Here is a 19,673-nt window from a genome sequence, read left to right as displayed (position 1 = left end):
CGACCCCCCCATTCTACAGAGCCGCGTGGACGATCAACGGTATCCGGTGCGGTCCAGGATCTTCTGCGCGGTGACCTGGTTGCGGCCGATCGCGCCGATGGACACCGTCTCGGCCTTGAATGTCCCCAGGGCCTCGAGCGCGGCGTTGTCGGTTTTCACCGAACGCACGGCCGGCCATTCGTTGTTGCCCGCGGCGAAATAGTTCTGCGCCTTGTCGCTGGCCAGGTATTCCAGGAACTTGACCGCGGCTTCCTTGTGCGGCGCATGGCGGGCCACCGCGCCGCCGGCCACGTTCATGTGCACGCCCTGCCCCGCCTGGTCGGGCCACAGGAAGCCGATCTTGGCGATCGCGGCTTTGTCCTCGGGCTTGTCGGACCGGGCCATGCGCACGTAGTAGTAGTTGTTGGTCAGCGCGACGCCGCACTCGCCCGAAGCCACGCCCTTGATCTGGTCGGTGTCGCCGCCCTGCGGATTGCGCGCCATGTTGGCCACCATGCCCTTGGCCCATTTCTCGGCAGCGGCCTCGCCGTTACGCTCGATCAGCGAGCCCAGCAGGGACAGCATGTAGGGGTGCGAGCCGGACCGCGTGCAGACCTTGCCCTTGTTCTTCGGGTCGGCCAGCTTCTCGTAGGTATCGACGTCGGCCGGGTTGACGGTCGCCTTGTTGTAGACGATGACGCGGGCGCGCGTGGAAAAGCCGAACCATTGCGGGTCCTGGCCCGGTTCACCGCCCTGCAGGTTGGCGGGGATGCGCTCGGCCAGCACCTTGGACTTGACCGGCTGGAACAGGCCGTCGGACTCGGCGCGCCAGAGCCGCGCGGCGTCGACCATCAGGATCACGTCGGCCGGGCTCTTGGCGCCCTCGCTTTTCAGGCGCTCGACCAGCGCGGCGTCGCCGGCCTCGATGCGGTTGATCTTGATGCCGGTCTGGTCGGTGAAACCCTTGTAGAGGAGTTCGTCCGTCTGGTAGTGGCGGGCGGAATAGATGTTCAGTTCCTGCGCCTGGGCGCCGGCGGAGACGGCCAGCAAGGCGGCGGTCAGCAGGGAAAGCTTGAGCATGGACGAGGCCTCGGGATAAGGTCGAGTTGACAACGAGATAGGAATTATTGTCATTCCCATCTCTCCCGTCAAATCTTTCAGCTTTTCGTAAGTTTGTCCCGCCGGGAGATGGCGCGGGCCAGCACGATCACGGGCAGCAGGCCGGCCAGCACGATGGTCAGGGCCGGGATGGCGGCTTCCCCCAGCCGCTCGTCCGAAGCGAGATGATCGGTGATGACGGCCAGGGTGTCGAAGTTGAACGGCCGCAGCACCAGGGTCGCGGGCAATTCCTTCATCACGTCCACGAACACCAGCAAGGCGGCGGTCAGCAGGCTGCGCCGCAATAGCGGCTGATGCACCCGCGCCAGCAGTTCCCAGGTCCCCGCCCCCAGGCTGCGCGCGCTGGCGTCCAGCGACGGCGTGATCTTGGACAGCCCCGCTTCCGTCGTTTGCAGCGCCACCGCCAGGAAGCGGACCAGGTAGGCGTAGACCAGCAGCGTCAGCGTGCCGGTCAGCGTGCCCTGGAAGGACCATCCCCACGCCTCCAGCCAGCCGTCCAGCGCGCCCACCAGGATCAACAGGCCCACCGCCAGCACGGCGCCGGGCACCGCGTAGCCCATGCCCGCCACGCCGTTGGCCGCGCGCACCAGCCTGCCGGGCGCCAGGCGCGCGGCGTAGGCCAGCCCCAGCGCCAGCGCCACGGCCAGCACCGAGGTCGTGGCCGCCAGCCGCAGGGTATTGCCCAGCCACATGGCATAGCGGTTCCAGTCGATGACGTGCAAGTCCTGGGCGGCGAACCGCAGCATGATGGCCACGGGCAGCAGGAACCCCAGAACAAGCGGCACGAGGCATACCAGGTTGGCCCACAGCGCCTGTCGGCCCGACAGCCGTCGCGGCGCCTGTACGTGGCGCTGGGCGCCCGCATGGAAGCGCAGGCGGTTCCGGCTGCGGCGCTCCAGCCAGACCAGCACGAACACGAAGGCCAGCAGGGCCGACGCCAGTTGCGCCGCGGCGATGCGGTCGCCCATGGACAGCCAGGCCCGGTAGATGCCGGTGGTGAAGGTCTGCACGCCGAAGTAGGACACCGCGCCGTAGTCGGCAAGCGTTTCCATCAGCACCAGCGTGATGCCGGCCACGGCCGCGGGGCGCGCCAGCGGCAGCACCACCGCGAAGAAGGCTCGCGTCGGGCCGCAGCCCAACGTGCGCGCGGCCTCGGACAGGCGCGGACTGCGTTCGAGGAAGGCCGTGCGCGTCAGCAGGTAGACGTAGGGATAGAAGGCGAAGATGAAGACCAGCGCGGCCCCGTACCACGACCGGATGGCCGGAAACCATGGCAGCCGGGCCTGTCCGGTCAGGTCTCGCAGCAGGGTCTGCACCGGCCCCGAGAACTGGAAGAAATCGGTGAAGGCGTAGGCCATGACGTAGGTGGGCATGGCCAGCGGCAGGATCAGCGCCCATTCGTAGATGCGCCGCCCGGGGAAGTCGTGGGCCGCCACGACCCAGGCGGTGGCGATCCCCACCACCGCCGCGCCCACGCCGACGGCCGCCATCAGCAGCAGCGAGGTCGCGACGTAGCCCGGCAGCACGGTGCCGGCCAGGTGGGCAAGGATGTCCCGTGCGCCGGCGTCGGCATTCGACACCGACCACAGCAGGCTGATGATGGGCAAGGCGATGAAGGCGGCCACAGCGGCGGCCGGCCAGGAAAGCGCGGTGCGTCGGTGCATCGGATACCAGGACAAGTCGACGGACGACGCGGGGGCGAAGGTCCGCCTGGCGTTGGCGGCAAGCAGGAATACGAATTATATTCATGCGCTTGCGCAATCCGTCCGACCCCATGCCCCACCCTCATCTGCAGCTCGACCACGTCCGCCTGGGCTACCGCATGCCGACCGGCATGCACGTCGTCGTCGACGACCTGTCGCTGGCCTTGCACGAAGGACGCATCGGCTGCCTGCTGGGGCCGTCGGGCTGCGGCAAGAGCACCGTGCTGCGCGCGATCAGCGGCTTCGAGCCCCTGCTGGCCGGCAGCATCGCGCTGCACGGCGAAGCCGTGGCCACCCCGCGCCGCAGCCTGGCTCCCGAGAAACGGCGGGTGGGCGTCATGTTCCAGGACTACGCGCTGTTCCCCCACCTGTCGGTGGACGACAACGTCGGTTTCGGCCTGCGGCGCGAACCGGCCGCCGTCCGCGCCGCGCGGGTCCGGGAACTCCTGTCCCTGGTCGGCATGGCCGCGCTGGGCGGCAAGTATCCGCATGAACTGTCCGGCGGCCAGCAGCAGCGCGTCGCGCTGGCCCGCGCGCTGGCGCCCCGCCCCGAACTGCTGTTGCTGGACGAACCCTTTTCCAGCCTGGACGTGGACCTGCGCGAGCGCCTGGCCGGCGAAATCCGGGACATCCTGAAGGAAGCCGAGGCGACCGCGATCCTGGTGACCCACGACCAGGCCGAGGCCTTCGCGATGGCCGACGAGATCGGCGTGATGGAACATGGCCGGATCGTGCAATGGGGCAACGCCTACGATCTTTACCATCATCCCGCCACGGCATTCGTGGCCGGCTTCATCGGCGCCGGCGTGCTGGTGCCGGGCCAGCGGGCGGACAACGGCAGCATCCGCCTCGAATTCGGCGACATCGACGCGCCGGGCCCCGCTTCCACCAACGGACGGGTCCGGGTCCTGCTGCGGCCCGACGACCTGCTGGCCGACGCCGACAGCCCCATCCGGGCGCGACTGGTCCACAAAGTCTTTCGCGGCCCGGGCTACCTGTACACCCTGCGCCTGCCCTCCGGCAGCGAAGTGCTGGCCCAGATGCCCGCCGAGGACGGACATCGCGTGGGCGACGAGGTCGGCATCCGCCTGCGGACCGGCAGCCTGCCGGCCTTTCCGGCCGAGAGCCCGGCAACAGGCGCCTAGCGGCGCTGCTGCTGTTGCCGGCGCTGGCGGTCCTGGTTCAGGCGCTCGACCAGATTGTTGGCCAGTATCGTGTTGCCCGCGTCCCGGCCCACGTCCGCGGCATTCTTGCCCTCGGCATTGCGGACGTAGCCGTCCGCTCCCTCGTCCAGCAGCAGCTTCACCGTCGAGGTGTGGTCGTAGCGCATGGCCATCATCAGGGGCGTCATCTTCCCGGGCGATTCGGCGTCGATGTAGGCGTAGTTTTCCAGCAGCACGCGCACCGCATCGTCGTTGCCCTTGGACGCGGCATAGTGCAGCGCCGTCCAGCCTTCCTGGTTGACCTCGGCGCCGCGCGCGATCAGCTTTTCCATCCGCGTCGCCTCGCCCCGGATCGCCAGGTACATCAAGGGGGATTCGCGCAGCCGGTTCTGGCGATTGACGTCGATGCGCTTGTCGGCCAGCAGCACGTCATAGACCCCCCAGGCCTCTTCCTTGATGGCTTCCAGCAGCGGCGTATTGCTGGCGGCGTTGGGCATGTTGGGATCCATGCCCCGCCCCAGCAGCGATTTGACCGTGGAAGCGCGATCGTTGCGGACGGCAACCCAGAAGTCTTCTTCGGCGCTTGCCTGCGCCGCCGAGAACGCGGTCAGCCAGCACCACAGCAGCAGGAAACCCCATCCCCGGCGAGCCCACGAGCCAAACATAATGTGTTTCCTTATATTTCCCGTTCAACTTATTGATTAAAAAATATTTTTTCTTCGAAAAAAGCCGTCTAATTAAAGTTATTTCTAGCTTTAATTTAGCGCTGTATATCTTTGAATAAATTGAAAAAATTATTGGTTGACGCATCCGCCACGGCGTGGACCGGCAGGCCGCGCAACTCAGCGATCTTCTCGGCCACGTGAACCACCTTGGAGGGGTCGTTCAGCTTGCCCCGATGCGGCACGGGCGCCAGGTAGGGCGAATCGGTCTCGATCAGGATCCGGTCCAGCGGGATGCTGCGGGCCACTTCCTGCAACTCCCGGGCGTTCTTGAAGGTGACGATGCCCGAAAAGGAGATGCGGAAGTTCATCGCGATGGCCGCGTCGGCCACCGCCTGGGATTCGGTGAAGCAGTGCATCACGCCGCCGACCTCGGCGGCCCCCTCTTCCTCCATGATGCGCAGCGTGTCTTCCGCCGCCGAACGGGTATGGATGATCAGGGGCTTGCCGGTTTGCCGGGCGGCGCGGATATGGTTGCGGAAACGGTCCCGCTGCCACGTCAGGTCGCCGGTCAGGCGGTAGTAGTCCAGTCCGGTTTCACCTATGGCGACGACCTTGGGGGTGGCCGCCAGCTCGACCAACTGCTCGACCGTGGGATCGGGCGTGTCCTCGTAGTCGGGGTGCACCCCCACCGAGGCCCACAGATTGTCATGGGCCCGTACCAGCTCCATCAAGCGGGGCCAGTCGGGCAGGTTCACGCTGACGCACAAGGCCTGGGCGACGTGGTTGCCGCGCATGCGCTCGAGGATCTCGGGCAGTTGCGCGGCCAGTTCGGGGAAATCCAGATGGCAGTGCGAATCGACGAACATGGGCAAGGAAGACGGTATGGCTGCGGAATCCATAGTACAGCGGGTGGCCCCGGCCCCTAGGCCTGGGCCACCCGCGCGGGACGGCGGCCCAGGCAGGCCGCGCTGGCCTGGGCCAGTACGTCCTGGGCGAACAGCCGGGCATTGAGCGGATGGTCGGCGATCCTGCGCTGGCGGGTCAGCCAGCGCGACAGTTCGGCCACGCGGCCGCGCTCGGCGCGCTCCCCTATCTTCGCGCTATGGGGAGCCAGTTCGGGGAAATAGCGCGCGCCGATGCCGGCCTGAGCCAGTGCCACGTCGGTGGCCAGGCGCTGCAGCGCGTCTATCCATTCCACGGCCGGGATCTTGTCCAGCGCATCGACGATCTGCCCCAGGTCTGGCGGCTTGCCCTGCGCGAGCGCGGCCGCGAAGGTGTCCAGCCACGGCGCCCGGGGCGGCACGCCGGCTTCGGCGCGGCGCCAGGCCGCGACCGGCGCTCCTCCCGCGGCGGCCAGTTGCGCGGCCGCATCCTGGACGCCCTGCTCTTCCAGCCAGGCCAGCGCCGGCCCGGGCGCCGGCGTGCCCAGGGGCAGCCGGCGGCAGCGCGACACCAGGGTCGGCAGCAGCCGGTCGGGCGCGTCGGACACCAGCAGGAAAACGGTCTGGGGCGGCGGCTCCTCCAGGATCTTCAGGAGGCCGTTGGCCGAAATCGTGTTGAGCGCTTCGGCCGGATACAGCACCACCACCCGCAGTCCGCCACGATGCGTGCCGGTGTTGGCCCAGGATTCCAGGGCGCGTATCTGCTCGATGCGGATCTCGCGCGAGGGAGCGCGCTTGCCGGCCTTCTTGCCGTCGGCGTCGGTGGCTTCTTCCTCGGCATCGCCTTCCTCGGCCTGGCCCTCGGCCAGCGCCATCGCTTCGGGGCGGACGCGGCGAAAATCGGGATGGTTGCCCGAGGCATACCAGGTGCAGGCGGGGCAATGCCCGCAGGCCATGCCGTCCTGCGGTGACTCGCACAGCAGGCTGGCGGCCGCGGCGCGCGCGAACTCGACCTTGCCTATGCCCGCCAGCCCGTGGATCAGCCAGGCATGGGCGAAGCGCCGCCGCTGCTCCTGGCCCAGCCAGGCGCGGGCCGCTTCTTCATGCCAGGGATAGAACCGGGGCGCGCTCATGCGCCGCTCGCCTGGGCGATGCAGGCCCGCATCTGAGCGGCCAGCTCGGCCCGCACCGCCTCGATCGGGCGGGTCGAATCGATGATGCGAAAGCGCGCCGGATCCGCTTCGGCCCGGGCATGGTAGGCCGCCCGCGTGCGCTCGAAGAAGGCATCGTCCTCGCGTTCGAAGCGGTCCAGGGTGCGGCCCCGGCCCAGCCGCTCGCGCGATACCTCGAGCGGGACGTCGAACAGCCAGGTCACGTCGGGCTGCAGGTCGCCGTGCACCCATTGTTCGAGCACCGCGATGCGCTCGGCCGAGAGCCCCCGGCCGCCGCCCTGGTAGGCATAGGTGGCGTCGGTGAAGCGATCACAGACCACCCATTGGCCCCGCGCCAGCGCCGGCTCGATCACGGTGCGCACGTGCTCGCAGCGCCCCGCGAACATCAACAGGGTCTCGGTATCGAGCCGCATGGGCTCGTTCAGCAGCAGTTCGCGCAGCTTCTCGGCCAGCGGCGTGCCGCCGGGCTCGCGGGTCTGCACCACGTCCAGGCCCGCTTCGCGCAGCTGGGCCACGAGCCACTCCAGATGCGTGCTCTTGCCCGCGCCGTCCACGCCCTCGAGCGTGATGAAGCGGCCACGGCGGGCGGCGGCGTTCATGCCGGCGCTCATGGCTGCGTCGCCTCGGTCTGGAGGGACGGCGGCGGCTGCAACCCCTGCCCCCTGAGCTGGTAGCGCGCGACGTAGCGGTTGTGGCTGTCCAGGGTCTCGGAGAAGGCGCTGGTGCCGTCTCCGCGCGAGACGAAATACAGGTACTTGTGCTTCTCGGGCTGGACCGCGGCCAGCAGCGAGGCCCGGCCCGGGTTCGAGATGGGCGTGGGCGGCAGCCCCCGGCGCGTGTAGGTGTTCCACGGTGTGTCGGCACGCAGGTCGCGGCGGCGCAGGTTGCCGTCGAAGACCTCGCCCAGGCCGTAGATGACCGTCGGATCGGTCTGCAGCGGCATGCCGACCCTGAGCCGGTTCACGAACACGCCAGCGATGCGCCGGCGGTCGGCTTCCATGCCGGTTTCCTTCTCGACGATGGAGGCCAGGATCAGGACTTCGTAGGGCGAGCCCAGCGGCAGGTCCGGATCGCGCTGCGCCCAGATGTCGGCCAGTTCGCGCTGCTGCGCGCGGTAGGCGCGGCGCAGGATGTCGAGGTCGCTGGAACCCACGGCGAACAGGTAGGTGTCGGGGAAGAACAGGCCTTCGGGGTGGCTGGTCGAGGCGCCGATCCTGGCCGTGACGGTGGCGTCGTCGAGGCCGTCCAGGGTCTGGCGCACGTCCGGATGGCGGCGCAGGGCCGCGCGTATCTGGCGGAAGTTCCAACCCTCGATGAAGCGGATTTCCCGCTGCGTGACGTCGCCGCGCGCGAGCCGGTTCAGCAGCGTCCACAGCGAATCGCCACGGGCCACCTCGTAGCCGCCGGCCTTGATGCGGCGCTCGGTGCCGGTCAGGCGGGCATAGGCGATCAGGACCTCGGGCGGCACGGCGATGCCGGCGTCGCGCACCTGCCGGGCGATGCCCCGCATGGTCGTGCCTTCATCGATGACGAAGTCCACCTTGTCGGCGGGCAGGGAAAGCGGCATGCGCAGCCACGCGACGCCGGCGCCGACGATGGCCAGCGATGCCAGCAACAGCGCGGCGAGCGACACGAGCAGCGCGCGTTTCAGGGAAAAATGTCGTTTGGGCATGGGCGCCTATAATACTTCGATCGACCTCATCGACCGTTTCAAGATGTCCGTCCAAGAGATTTTATCCGCGAGCGCGCGGCCCGATGCCGCCATCGCGCACATCGCGCCGCTGGACCATTTGACCGTGCTCGAGGCCCGGGGTGCCGACACGATCGAATTCCTCCAGGGGCAACTGACCCAAGACGTCAAGAAACTCGGCGAGGCCGACGCTCGGCTGGCCGGCTATTGCACGGCCAAGGGCCGGCTGCTTGCCAGCGCCATCGTCTGGCGCGCCCAGCCCGACCCCGCCGATCCGGTCCCGCGCGTGCTGGCCCTGGTCGATGCCAGCATCGCCCAGGCGCTGCAAAAGCGCCTGTCCATGTTCGTGCTGCGCGCCAAGGTCAGGCTTGCCGCCGCGCCGCTGCGCGTGGCCGGCGTCTGGCGCGGCCTCGATGCGGCGGCCCTGCAAACGGCCGCGGGCGGGCTGCTGCCCGCCGCGCCCTGGTCGCGTGCCGACTTGACCGACGCGACCTGGATCGCGGCGCCCTCCGCCGCCGAATCGTCGCCGCGCTGGTGGTGGATAGGAACCGACGACGCATTGCAGCGCCTGGGAACGGCGCTGGCGTCACCCGCGCAGGCTGGCCTGGTCCAGGCCTGGCGCGCCGCCGACATCGCCGCGGGCCTGCCCTGGATCACGGCGCCGACGCAGGACCTGTTCGTGCCGCAGATGGTCAACCTGGAATTGATAGGCGGGGTCAGCTTCACCAAGGGCTGCTACCCTGGCCAGGAAGTGGTCGCGCGCAGCCATTACCTGGGCAAGCTCAAGCGCCGCATGTTCGCGGGCCATGTCGCCGGCGAACAGGCGGATCCCCAGGCGCTGGCCGGCACCGACGTCTTCCAGGAAGGCGACGACCAGCCTTGCGGCCGCATCGTCAATGCGGCGCAGGACGGCGACCGGGCCGCGATCCTGTACGAAAGCTCGCTGGCCGCCGCGCAAGGCGATGCCCCCCTGCACGCCGGCTCGCCCGCCGGTCCGATCATCCAGCCGCAGGCGCTGCCCTACGCCCTGTCCGACGATACCCGCTCGGCATGAGCCCAGCGCCGGGATCCGCCATGCACAATCTCTACGTCTACTACAAACTGCCGCATGCGCGGCGCGCCGAGGCGCTGGCGCCCGCCCGCCGGGTGCTCGAGGCCGGCCGGGCCTGGAGCACCCGTGTGGCGCTCCAGGCCCGCCCCGCCGCCGACAACGGCGTGGTCACCTGGATGGAGGTCTACGAGGACGTGGCCGACATGCCCGCGCTCGAGGCCGCGCTGGCCGAGGCGGTGCAGGCCGGCGGACTGGCGCCCTTGCTGCTCGCCCCCCGCCGCAGCGAGGTCTTCGTCGACCTGCCCGCCGACCCGGCGGGATGGGAAGGCTGACGCCATGTGCCTGATGGCCTTCGCCTGGGATCCGCGCGGCCCGACTTCCTTGCTCATGGTGGCCAACCGCGACGAGTTCTACGCCCGGCCCACGGCGCCCGCCGACTGGTGGCAGGATCATCCCGACATCTGGGCCGGACGCGACCTGGCCGCGGGCGGTACCTGGATGGGGATCACGCGGCAGGGACGCTTCGCCGCGATCACGAATTATCGCGAGGGGGGCCGAAACGATCCGGCCGCGCCGTCGCGCGGCGGGCTGGTGTCCGCCTTCCTGGCCGGCGCCTCGACGCCGGCGAGCTACCTGCGCGACCTGGCCCGGCGCGCCGAGCCGTTCAACGGATTCAACCTGATCGTGGGGGAACTGTTCGGGCGGACACCGTCGCTGTGGTATCTGTCCCACCGCCGCGGCCATTCCTCCACCTTGCCCGAGGCGCTGGCGGCGGGCGTGTACGGGCTGTCGAACGCGATGCTGGACACGCCCTGGCCCAAGGTCGTACGCACGACCGCCGCGCTGGCCACGCTCAAGGCCACCGAAGCCCGCACGCCGGCCTATCTCCAGATGCTGAGCGACACGACGATCGCCGAAGACGCGCAACTGCCCAGCACCGGCATCAGCCTGGAGCGCGAGCGCGCGCTGTCGGCGGCCTTCATCATCACGCCCGACTACGGCACGCGGGCTCAGACGGTGATTCAGGCCACGCGCGACGGCCACATCGAGGCGGCCGAACGCGGCTTCGACAATGCCGAGCAGGCGCGGCTGCTGATTCCCAGCTCGCTGCGTCAGGCCGCGTTCGAGGTCTCGAACACCGCGCGCAGATAGTCCACCGAGTCGCGGTGCGCCTGCCGCGCCACGCGCAAGGCCCCGCCCATGTTGTAGAAGCTGTGGATGGCGCCCTGGTAGACCTGGATCCGCACCGGCACGCGGGCCGCCTCCAGCTTGTGCCCGTACTCCAGCCCCTCATCCACCAGCGGGTCGCACTCCGCCAATTGCAGGAAGGCGGGCGCCAGTCCGGCGAACTCCGGCGCGTCCAGCACCGCGAAGCGCCAGTCCAGGCGGTCGGCGTCGTCCCGCAGGTACAGGTTGAAGAACCACTGTATGGTCCGCTCGTCCAGCAGATAGCCGGTGGCATACGCCCGGTGCGAGGCCGTGTCCTGCCAGGCGCTGGTACCCGGGTACAGCAGCACCTGCGCCGCCAGCGGCAGCCCATCGTCCCGCGCGCGCAGCGCGGCCTGGGCCGTGAGCGTGCCGCCCGCGCTGTCTCCCATCCCCGCCACCCGGGCCGGATCGATGCCCAGCATCGCATGCCGCTCGAACGCCCACCGCCATGCGGCGTAGACGTCGTCGGCGGCGGTGGGAAAGCGGTGTTCGGGCGCCAGCCGGTAGTCCAGCGACAGCACCTTGCAGCGGGCGCCGTTGGCCAGCATGCGGCAGACCGCGTCGTAGTCCCGCACGCTGCCTACGGTGAAACCGCCGCCGTGGGCGAAGATCACCAGCGGCGCCGGATCCGGGGCCTGCATGCCCGTATACAGGCGCGCGCCTATGGTGGCTCCGCCACCTACCGGTATGGGCAGGTCGCGCAGCTCGGCCACCTCGGCCGCGGCGATCTCCAGCACCTTGCTGGCTTTTTCGTGGATGGCGCGCGCCTGCTGCGGCGTGTAGTGCCAGTAAGGCGGACGATTGGCCCGATGCACCCGCGACACGAGGTCGGCCACCTGCGGATCCAGGGGCCGGGGGTGACGCAGTTCAGCCATCGACGCCCTGGTCGCCGCGTTTCTTGATGTACTTGAAGGTCCCACTGGAACGGGCCACCAGCCCGCCGCCTTCGTCCCGCACCTCGGCCTCGCAGAAGGCCATGGTGCTGGAGCGGTGATAGCACTTGCCGTAGGCGACGAGCCGGCCGGCTTCCCCCGGGCGCACGAAGCTGGTGGTCATGTCCACCGTGGCGCTGCCGCGCAATTCAGGGTGCAGCGACCGCGCCGCCGTGGCCATGGCCGCGTCCAGCATGGTCATCAGCACGCCGCCGTGGCAGACGTGCCAGCTGTTGCAGTGCTGCGGCAGGACGTCCAGCCGGACCTCGGACTGGCCGCCCTCCGCCTTGATCAGCTGGGCGCCCAGCCAGGCCAGGAAGGGAATGGGTACGTCGGTGACGGCGGTGGGATGCGTGGTCGACATCCCCGCCCTACCTTGCCGCCGGCAGATCGTAGTCCAGGCAGGCCCGTTCGGCCCGCACCGCGCCCATGAAAGGCTTGATCGCCACGTGGCGTGGATGCGCCTGGTAGGCGTCCAGCGCCTCGCGGCTGGCGAACAGCGAGTTCAGCACGACGTCGTGCGTGGCCTCGTGGCCATCGGTGGCCAACCCCACCTCGAATTCCAGGATGCCGGGCACGCAATCGCGGCAGCTTTCCAGCAACTGCCGGACCTTCTGCATGTTGGTCTGGCGGTCGGCGCCTTCGGCTTCGTCCTTGAGTGTCCACATGACGATATGGCGGATCATGGCGGGGTCGGTCCTTTTTTATGGCTGGAACGGAAATTACCTGCGGGCGCCGCGATGGCCCAGGATGGCGACGACGATCAGGCCGCCGATCACGGTGATGTGCTCGAGCACGACCATCATTTCGTGGAACGCGGTCTCGCCCTCGAACTTCCAGAACGGATGCGCGAGCGGGATGGTCAGCACCGTGAACACGGCCAGGGCGCCGGCGCCCAGCCATGCGGCCCGATTGAAGATGATCAACAGCGAACCGCCCAGCTGGACGAGGATGGTCAGCACGTTGAACAGCCAGGCCGGTTCAAGCCCGAAATGGCTCATCTCGGCCATGCCACCCTGGAAATCGAACAGCTTGACCAGGCCGCTGGTCCAGAACATGAACGTCAGGAGAATGCGGCCGAACAGCAGCAGCGCGCGCGATTCAAGCAAGGATTGTATCGGTGCAGGTGTCATGATGGCGATTCCGGGAAAGGGGGATCATGCCGACGCCCGGGCGCTCTCCTCTTCCCCGCGCGGCGGCTCCAGGCGGCCTTTGCCGGCCGCCATGGCGCGCCATCATACTGGAAACATGCCGTAACGCGGTGTCCCGGCCTCAGAACAGGGTTTTGCCCACCCACCATGCGCCCGCGGCCACCAGGGCCGAAGCCGGGATGGTCAGGATCCACGCCCAGACGATGTTGCCCGCCAGGCCCCAGCGCACGGCGTTAAACTTGCGGCTGGAGCCGACGCCGACGATGGCGCCGGTAATGGTGTGGGTGGTCGAGACGGGAATGCCCAGCATGGCCGCCAGGAACAGTGTCATCGCACCGCCGGTCTCGGCGCAGAAGCCGCCCACCGGCTTGAGCTTGGTGATGCGCTGCCCCATGGTCTTGACGATGCGCCAGCCGCCGAACATCGTGCCCAGCGCGATCGCCACGTAGCAGCTGACCACCACCCAGATCGGGACATGGTCCTTGGCCCCCGGGACATTGGCCGCGATCAGCAGCAGCCAGATGATGCCGATGGTCTTCTGCGCATCGTTGCCGCCGTGTCCCAGGCTGTACAGCCCCGCCGAAACCAGTTGCAGGCGCCGGAACCAGCCGTCCACCCGCAGCGGACGCGTGCGGCGGAACAGCCAGGACACCAGCAGCATCAGCAGGCCGCCCAGCACGAAGCCCAGCACGGGCGACACCACGATGAAGGCGACGATGTAGAGGATTTCCCGGACCATCAGCACGCTGGGGCCCGAACTGGCCAGGCCCGCGCCCACGATGCCGCCGATGAGGGCATGGGAGGACGAGGACGGGATGCCGAAGAACCAGGTGATGACGTTCCACGCGATGGCGCCCACCAGCGCGCCGAAGACGACGTAGTGGTCCACCACGCTCGGGTCGATGATGCCCTTGCCGACGGTGGCCGCCACCTTCAGGTGGAAGACGAAAAGCGCGGCGAAATTAAAAAACGCGGCGAAAGCGACCGCGTGATGAGGCTTGAGCACCCCCGTGGAAACCACGGTGGCGATAGAGTTGGCTGCGTCATGGAACCCATTCATGAAATCAAAAATGAGTGCCAGAACGACCAGGAAGGCAAGCGTGGCGAAACTGATCTGAAGCGTATCCATGAAATCCTTCCGACTAGGCGTTTTCCAGGACGATGCCTTCGATCAGGTTCGCGACGTCCTCGCACTTGTCGGTGATTTCTTCCAGCAATTCGTAGATTGCCTTCATCTTGATCAACTGGCGGGTGTCGGCCTCGTCGCGGAACAGGCGGCCCATGCCTCGGCGCATGACCCGGTCCGCGTCCGACTCCAGCCGGTCGATTTCTTCGCAGATCTTCATGATGCTGGCCGTGTCGTTCAGGTTGTGCAGCAGGCTCACCACCATGTGCAGCCGGTCGCAGCACTGCACCCCGATGTCGGCCAGCGCGCGGGCGTCCGGCGTGACCGAGCGGATGTCATAAAGGGTGATGCACTGGGCCGCGTCCTCCATCAGGTCCAGGATGTCGTCCATGGTCGTGATGAGGTTGTGGATCTGGTCCCGGTCCAGCGGCGTGATGAAGGTCTTGTGCAGCAGATCCACCGTGTCGTGGGTGACCTTGTCGGCCTTCTTCTCCAGCGTCTCGATGTTCTTGACCCGTTCCTCGGCCTGGCCCAGGTCGGCCATCAGTGCCGCCAGTTCCCGGCTGCCCTGGCGCGACAGATCGGCATGCGCCGTGAACAGATCGAAAAAGCGGCCCTCTTTGGGCATCAAGCGTCCAAACATCACGTCCTCGCAGTACGCCACGTGACAGTTACATGACGTGTTAAAAAACCGCGAGAGTGTAGCACCCCCCTACGCGCTTCGCGCGCCCCCCAGGGGGCGATGCGGGTGGACCGGCGAAGCCGGATCCACCGCATCCCGACTCTAGCGCCGTTATCTGGAGTCGTTGCACCGTTGCTGTCGCTGGCTGCCATCGGTAGCACCAGCGCAGTAAACCAAGATGTTTTCCCCAGACCCAGGAAACCGCGGATCTGGCTTTGCCAGTCCGCCGGTTTCGCCCCCTGGGGGGCGCGCGTCAGCGCGTACGGGGGGGCTCTAACTAATAGTCAGAATCGACGAACGCGTTGCCCGAGAAATTCTGGAACTTCGTGTACATGCCTTGCCAGGTCAAGCGAACGGTACCAATCGGGCCGTTACGCTGCTTACCGATGATGATCTCGGCCGTGCCCTTGTCGGGGGTGTCGGGGTTGTAAACCTCGTCGCGGTACAGGAAGATGATCACGTCCGCGTCCTGTTCGATGGCGCCGGATTCCCGCAGGTCGCTCATCACCGGGCGCTTGTTGGGGCGCTGTTCCAGGCCGCGGTTGAGCTGGGAAAGCGCGATCAGGGGGCAGTTCAGTTCCTTGGCCAGGCCCTTCATCGAGCGGCTGATTTCCGACAGCTCGGACGCCCGGTTCTCGCTGCCGCCGCCGCCATTGCCCGACATCAGCTGCAGGTAGTCGATGATGATCAGGCCCAGCTGGCCGCACTGGCGGGCCAGGCGGCGGGCGCGCGAACGCAGTTCCATGGGGCTGAGCGCGGGCGTCTCGTCGATGTAGAGCTGGGTGTCCTGCATCTTCTGGATGGCGTGCGTCAGCTTGGGCCAGTCCTCGTCCAGCAGCTTGCCCGTGCGCAGGCGCTGCTGGTCCAGGCGGCCGACCGAGCCCAGCACGCGCATGGCCAGCTGCGAGGCGCCCATTTCCATGGAAAATATCGCCACCGGCAGGCCCTCTTCCACCGCCACGTGCTCGCCGATGTTGACCGAGAAGGCGGTCTTGCCCATGGAGGGGCGGCCAGCCACCACGACCATGTCGCCCGGCTGCAGCCCCGAGGTCATCTTGTCGAGGTCGGAGAACCCCGTGGGCACGCCCGTGACGTCCGAGGTGCTGTCGCGGTGGTAGAGCTCGTCGATGCGCTCGACCACCTGGGTCAGCAGCGGCTGCAGCGACAGGAAGCCGGCGCTGCCGCGCGCGCCCTCTTCCGCGATCTTGAAGATCTTCGATTCCGCCTCGTCCAGCAGCTGCCGCGTGTCCTTGCCCTGGGGGCTGAAGGCGGCGGCCGAGATCTCGTCGGACACGGTGACCAGCCGGCGCAGCACCGCGCGGTCGCGCACGATTTCCGCATAGCGCCGGATGTTGGCGGCCGACGGCGTGTTCTGCGCCAGCGAGTTCAGGTAGGCCAGCCCGCCCGCCTCTTCCGCCTTGCCCGCGGTCTGGAGCGACTCGTGCGTCGTCACGACGTCGGCGGGACGCGCCAGCCCGATCAGCTTGGCCATCTGCTGCCAGATCAGCCTGTGGTCGTAGCGGTAGAAATCGTCTTCCTTGATGAGGTCCGCGACGCGGTCCCAGGCGGCGTTGTCCAGCAAGAGGCCGCCCAGCACCGATTGCTCCGCCTCCACCGAGTGAGGCGGGACGCGCAGGGACTCGAGTTGGGGATCGGCGGGCGAATTCATAGAAGCGGTAAACCTGGTGTTCGAGCATGGACGGCGGGAATGCCGGCCCACGACAGTTTAGCCCGGCTGGACGCAAGAGGAAGCGGTGCGTGCGAGCCAGGGTCGACCCTGAAAAAAGAACCCCCCATTCCGCGAAGAAATGGAGGGTTCCTGTGCCGGGCCCTTCGAGGAAGGGAGCCCCGGCGGTGGACGTCCGGCCGGCTCGGCGACGAGCGGCCGGAAAGGCGTCAGGCGGTTTCGCCGACCACGACCACCGTGATGTTGGCCACGACGTCGGTGTGCAGGCCGACTTCCAGCGGGAATTCGCCGATGGTCTTGAGCGGGCCGTTGGGCAGGCGAACCATGCCCTTCTCGACCGACTCGAAGCCCGCCTGCTTCAGCGCGGAGGCAACGTCGAAGTTCGTGACCGAACCGAACAGACGGCCGTCCACACCCGCCTTCTGGCTGACGGACACCGAGTAGCCTTCCAGGCGCTGGGCCACGGCTTGCGCGGCGGCCAGCTTGTCGGCCTGGATCTTCTCGAGTTCGGCGCGGCGCGCTTCGAACTCTTTCAGCGCGGCGTCGGTGGCGCGCTTGGCCATTTTCTGGGGAATCAGGAAGTTACGGGCATAGCCGTTCTTCACGCGGACGACGTCACCCAGGTTGCCGAGGTTGACGACTTTTTCGAGCAAGATGATTTGCATGATGGTCTCTCCCGGCAATCAATTGTGGTTGTCGGTGTAGGCCAAGAGCGCCAGGAAGCGGGCGCGCTTGATAGCCGTGTCGAGCTGGCGCTGGTAGTGCGCCTTGGTGCCGGTCAGGCGGGCAGGAATGATCTTGCCGTTTTCCTGGATGAAGTCACGGAGGACTTCGATGTCCTTGTAATCGATCTGGTCGACGCCGGCTGCCGTGAAGCGGCAGAACTTGCGGCGCTTGAACAGCGGATTCTGTTGACCAAACTTCTTCTTTTCCTTGCGTTTGCCGAATGCGGCCATGATGTACCTCTTGGGTATTCAATCCGTTTCACACCTGGGGCTGCCCTGCCGGCCCGCCTTCGTCGCCCTCTCGGGCGATGGCGGCCTGCTGGATGTGCAGCCTCAGTCTGCTTGAACCTTTCCGGGTCGGTGCCAGGAACCCTTCGATCCGTATCGACCGGCCCAGCGCTTCGCGCTCGAGCCTGCCGGCCAGATCGCCGACGACGACTGCGTTGACGAGCATTTCGACCCGGCGGGGCCTCCCGCCTTCGATCAACTCGGATTCATGGGCAAGCGCCAGTTCCAGCACCGGAATTCCGGCCGGGGTATACCTGAGCGGCTTGCACTCGACCACCTGGGCGGTCAGATGAACCTTGTTCAACGCCGTGTCGTCCTGGGCATCGACCTCATGCCAGTCCAGCCGGGGCTCAGGCCTCGGCGGGGGTGGCTTCGGTGGACACCTTGCGGGCCTCCTCGCGCTCGACGATCTTCATCATCGGCGACGGGGCGGTCTCGGCCTTCTTCATCTTGACGACGAGATGGCGCAGCACGGCATCGTTGTAGCGGAAAGCGTGTTCGAGTTCGTCCAGCGTGGGTTGGCCGCACTCGATGTTCATGCACACGTAGTGAGCCTTGACGAGCTTCTGGATCGGGTACGCCAGCTGGCGGCGGCCCCAGTCTTCCAGACGGTGTATCGTGCCGCCCTGGCTGGTGATCAGCGACTTGTAACGGTCGACCATGGCCGGAACCTGCTCGCTCTGGTCCGGGTGAACGATGAAAACTACTTCATAGTGACGCATCGAAGCTCCTTGTGGATGGTCCCGCGGGCGTCCGGATGGGCCCGCTGTAGGCGCAAGTCCGCTCAAGCGTCTAGAGTCGGACAAGGGATCAATCTGGCGAAAAAATAGCTTCCGCCAAAAATCAAGCCCTCTATTATCGCTGGCGCAGGGGCAAAAAGCAACCCAACGGGCCCCCAAGCGGCCATCCGGCGTGGTTTTCGGGCCCGTTTCCGGGCATGGACGCACCGCGCCGGCCCATCCGGGACCGTTTCTGGTGCTGCTTCGGAAAAACTGAACCGTCACGCCGTTTTAATTATTTTCGCGTACCAGGCGTCTTCCGTAGAGTGGCCTCCATATCCCCGCAACCACCTGCAAGCGATATGGAAAAGAAAGCCGTCCTGACCCACCCCTATTCCGCCTACGAAAGGGACCACGCCACGGCCGAGAACGCCGAACTCACGCACGTGGAAAAGGGTTCGCCCATGGGCGAATACCTGCGCCGCTTCTGGCAACCCGTGGCCTTGTCGCAGGAACTGGGCGAACTGCCCGTCGCCGTGCGCATGTTCGGCGAAGAGCTGGTGCTGTTCCGCACCCGCGGCGGCGAGCCCGGCCTATTGGAAAAGCATTGCAGCCATCGCGGCACGTCGCTGGAGTTCGGCGTATGCGAGGACGAGGGCCTGCGCTGCTGTTACCACGGCTGGCTGTTCGGCGTGGACGGCCGCATCCTGGAGACCCCGGGAGACCCGCCCGATTCGCGGCTGCGCTTCAACATCTGCCACGGCGCCTATCCGCTCAAGGAATACCGCGGCATCATCTTCGGCTATTTCGGCCCGCCGGACCGGCAGCCCGAGTTCCCGCTGTACGACACCTACGACATAGCCGGCGACCGGCTGGTGCCCTACTGCATCACCTATCCGTGCAACTGGCTGCAGGTGCACGAAAACGTGATGGACCCGGCCCACGCGGTGTTCCTGCACACGCGCATCAGCTTCACGCAGTTCTCGGACGCCTGGGGCGAGCTGCCCGAAATGGACTTCGTCCCCACGCCCGCCGGCATGGTCTACGTGACCTCGCGCCGCTGGAACGACAAGGTCTGGGTGCGCTCGAACGACATCATTCTTCCCAACCTGGCGCAGGTCGGCCACATCTGGGAAGACGGCCTGGAGCCCAAGGAATTCGCCCGCGTGGCCATTACGCGCTGGACCACGCCCATCGACAACCACACCTGCCGCATCATCGGCTGGCGGCACTTCCACCCGGACGCCGACCCGCGCGGCATCGCCGACGAAAGCCTGTGCGGCGTCGAAAGCGTGGACTTCTTCGGCCAGAACGGCGAGCGCGCCTATGAGGACCGCCAGCGCATGCCGGGCGACTACGACGCCCAGATCTCGCAGCGCTCCATCGCCGTCCACGGACTGGAGAACCTGACGCGCTGCGACCGCGGCGTCGCGATGCTGCGGCAACTGCTGCGGCGCGAGGCGCGCAAGGCCGCCGAGGGCCAGGCGCTCGCGGTCTCGCCCCTGCGGGCCAACGGCGCCATCCCGACCTACGCCCATGACACCGTGGTCACGGTGCCGCCGGTGCAGGACGGCGACGACCGCGCCTGCGTGCGCGACATCGGCAAGGCCGTGACCGACATCATCGTCAAGGGCGAGCACCACGAGGCGCTCGACCGTGCGGAGCAGATCCGCCACCGCATCCGGGAGTTCGCCGCGCGCCAGGCGGCGACCACCGAGTGATTCCGTCTTT

Annotated in this window: 23 protein-coding genes; 5 read left to right on the top strand and 18 right to left on the bottom strand. The window is 67.5% G+C overall.

The genetic code is table 11. The annotated features are described in order from the left end of the window. Positions 1-33: 33 nt before the first annotated feature. Complete coding sequence (locus EGT29_RS13705) at positions 34-1,059, bottom strand: extracellular solute-binding protein (protein ID WP_124689517.1); 1,026 nt, start codon at positions 1,057-1,059, stop codon at positions 34-36. Between the two features lie 77 nt (positions 1,060-1,136). Then, on the bottom strand, positions 1,137-2,762 hold the full coding sequence (locus EGT29_RS13700) for an iron ABC transporter permease (RefSeq protein WP_124689516.1): 1,626 nt from the start codon (positions 2,760-2,762) through the stop codon (positions 1,137-1,139). Between the two features lie 83 nt (positions 2,763-2,845). On the opposite strand from EGT29_RS13700, the gene EGT29_RS13695 reads away from it, so the two are divergent. Next, complete coding sequence (locus EGT29_RS13695; protein ID WP_238160397.1) at positions 2,846-3,946, top strand: ABC transporter ATP-binding protein; 1,101 nt, start codon at positions 2,846-2,848, stop codon at positions 3,944-3,946. Here the strand turns inward: EGT29_RS13695 and EGT29_RS13690 are convergent. The 5 genes from EGT29_RS13690 to mltG form a co-directional block, all read right to left on the bottom strand. After that, positions 3,943-4,629, bottom strand: a complete 687-nt coding sequence (locus EGT29_RS13690; RefSeq protein WP_124689515.1) for an ankyrin repeat domain-containing protein — start codon at positions 4,627-4,629, stop codon at positions 3,943-3,945. The two genes, EGT29_RS13695 and EGT29_RS13690, sit on opposite strands and share 4 nt — an antisense overlap. Positions 4,630-4,724: 95 nt before the next feature. Continuing rightward, a complete protein-coding gene (locus EGT29_RS13685; protein ID WP_124692341.1) occupies positions 4,725-5,495 on the bottom strand; it encodes a TatD family hydrolase in 771 nt (256 codons plus the stop codon). A gap of 56 nt (positions 5,496-5,551) precedes the next feature. Continuing rightward, positions 5,552-6,643 (bottom strand): DNA polymerase III subunit delta', encoded by a 1,092-nt coding sequence (holB, locus tag EGT29_RS13680; protein WP_124689514.1) that lies wholly within the window; start codon positions 6,641-6,643, stop codon positions 5,552-5,554. Next, on the bottom strand, positions 6,640-7,293 hold the full coding sequence (gene tmk, locus EGT29_RS13675) for a dTMP kinase (RefSeq protein ID WP_238160396.1): 654 nt from the start codon (positions 7,291-7,293) through the stop codon (positions 6,640-6,642). Before tmk ends, holB begins: the two co-directional genes overlap by 4 nt. Continuing rightward, the gene (gene mltG, locus EGT29_RS13670) at positions 7,290-8,354 is read right to left on the bottom strand and encodes an endolytic transglycosylase MltG (RefSeq protein WP_124689513.1); all 1,065 of its coding nucleotides are present in this window, start codon (positions 8,352-8,354) and stop codon (positions 7,290-7,292) included. Before mltG ends, tmk begins: the two co-directional genes overlap by 4 nt. 43 nt (positions 8,355-8,397) lie before the next feature. On the opposite strand from mltG, the gene EGT29_RS13665 reads away from it, so the two are divergent. The 3 genes from EGT29_RS13665 to EGT29_RS13655 are packed head-to-tail and all read left to right on the top strand — an operon-like array spanning position 8,398 to position 10,575. After that, positions 8,398-9,426, top strand: a complete 1,029-nt coding sequence (locus EGT29_RS13665; RefSeq protein ID WP_124692339.1) for a folate-binding protein YgfZ — start codon at positions 8,398-8,400, stop codon at positions 9,424-9,426. Between the two features lie 20 nt (positions 9,427-9,446). Further along, positions 9,447-9,755 carry a DUF4936 family protein gene (locus tag EGT29_RS13660; RefSeq protein ID WP_124689512.1) on the top strand — a complete coding sequence of 103 codons (309 nt, stop codon included), beginning with the start codon at positions 9,447-9,449 and terminating at the stop codon, positions 9,753-9,755. Positions 9,756-9,759: 4 nt separating this feature from the next. Continuing rightward, the gene (locus tag EGT29_RS13655) at positions 9,760-10,575 is read left to right on the top strand and encodes an NRDE family protein (protein ID WP_124689511.1); all 816 of its coding nucleotides are present in this window, start codon (positions 9,760-9,762) and stop codon (positions 10,573-10,575) included. Here EGT29_RS13655 and EGT29_RS13650 read toward each other — a convergent pair. The 11 genes from EGT29_RS13650 to rpsF form a co-directional block, all read right to left on the bottom strand. After that, positions 10,536-11,507 carry an alpha/beta hydrolase gene (locus EGT29_RS13650; protein ID WP_124689510.1) on the bottom strand — a complete coding sequence of 324 codons (972 nt, stop codon included), beginning with the start codon at positions 11,505-11,507 and terminating at the stop codon, positions 10,536-10,538. The two genes, EGT29_RS13655 and EGT29_RS13650, sit on opposite strands and share 40 nt — an antisense overlap. Then, the gene (locus EGT29_RS13645) at positions 11,500-11,928 is read right to left on the bottom strand and encodes a PaaI family thioesterase (protein WP_124689509.1); all 429 of its coding nucleotides are present in this window, start codon (positions 11,926-11,928) and stop codon (positions 11,500-11,502) included. Before EGT29_RS13645 ends, EGT29_RS13650 begins: the two co-directional genes overlap by 8 nt. Before the next feature lie 7 nt (positions 11,929-11,935). After that, positions 11,936-12,250 carry a Dabb family protein gene (locus EGT29_RS13640; protein ID WP_124689508.1) on the bottom strand — a complete coding sequence of 105 codons (315 nt, stop codon included), beginning with the start codon at positions 12,248-12,250 and terminating at the stop codon, positions 11,936-11,938. A 36-nt stretch (positions 12,251-12,286) separates the two neighbouring features. Continuing rightward, the gene (locus tag EGT29_RS13635; protein WP_238160393.1) at positions 12,287-12,673 is read right to left on the bottom strand and encodes a DoxX family protein; all 387 of its coding nucleotides are present in this window, start codon (positions 12,671-12,673) and stop codon (positions 12,287-12,289) included. A 163-nt stretch (positions 12,674-12,836) separates the two neighbouring features. Next, positions 12,837-13,844: an inorganic phosphate transporter gene (locus EGT29_RS13630; protein ID WP_124689506.1), complete on the bottom strand. Its 1,008-nt coding sequence runs from the start codon at positions 13,842-13,844 to the stop codon at positions 12,837-12,839. Between the two features lie 13 nt (positions 13,845-13,857). Further along, the gene (locus EGT29_RS13625; protein WP_124689505.1) at positions 13,858-14,484 is read right to left on the bottom strand and encodes a DUF47 domain-containing protein; all 627 of its coding nucleotides are present in this window, start codon (positions 14,482-14,484) and stop codon (positions 13,858-13,860) included. Between the two features lie 316 nt (positions 14,485-14,800). Next, positions 14,801-16,192, bottom strand: a complete 1,392-nt coding sequence (locus EGT29_RS13620; RefSeq protein ID WP_124689504.1) for a replicative DNA helicase — start codon at positions 16,190-16,192, stop codon at positions 14,801-14,803. 227 nt (positions 16,193-16,419) lie between these two features. Next, positions 16,420-16,875: a 50S ribosomal protein L9 gene (gene rplI, locus EGT29_RS13615; RefSeq protein ID WP_124689503.1), complete on the bottom strand. Its 456-nt coding sequence runs from the start codon at positions 16,873-16,875 to the stop codon at positions 16,420-16,422. 18 nt (positions 16,876-16,893) lie between these two features. Further along, on the bottom strand, positions 16,894-17,166 hold the full coding sequence (gene rpsR, locus EGT29_RS13610; protein WP_087780204.1) for a 30S ribosomal protein S18: 273 nt from the start codon (positions 17,164-17,166) through the stop codon (positions 16,894-16,896). A 28-nt stretch (positions 17,167-17,194) separates the two neighbouring features. After that, positions 17,195-17,527, bottom strand: coding sequence for a primosomal replication protein N (priB, locus tag EGT29_RS13605; RefSeq protein ID WP_124689502.1), 333 nt, complete (start codon positions 17,525-17,527; stop codon positions 17,195-17,197). A 46-nt stretch (positions 17,528-17,573) separates the two neighbouring features. Continuing rightward, positions 17,574-17,945, bottom strand: coding sequence for a 30S ribosomal protein S6 (gene rpsF / locus EGT29_RS13600; protein WP_124689501.1), 372 nt, complete (start codon positions 17,943-17,945; stop codon positions 17,574-17,576). A gap of 359 nt (positions 17,946-18,304) precedes the next feature. Here rpsF and EGT29_RS13595 point away from each other — a divergent pair, with 359 nt between their 5' ends. Continuing rightward, positions 18,305-19,663, top strand: coding sequence for an aromatic ring-hydroxylating dioxygenase subunit alpha (locus EGT29_RS13595; protein ID WP_124689500.1), 1,359 nt, complete (start codon positions 18,305-18,307; stop codon positions 19,661-19,663). Positions 19,664-19,673: the final 10 nt, after the last annotated feature.

The organism is Pigmentiphaga sp. H8 (genome assembly GCF_003854895.1).
Classification (GTDB): domain Bacteria; phylum Pseudomonadota; class Gammaproteobacteria; order Burkholderiales; family Burkholderiaceae_B; genus Pigmentiphaga.
This window is presented reverse-complemented; position numbering and strand designations above follow the sequence as displayed.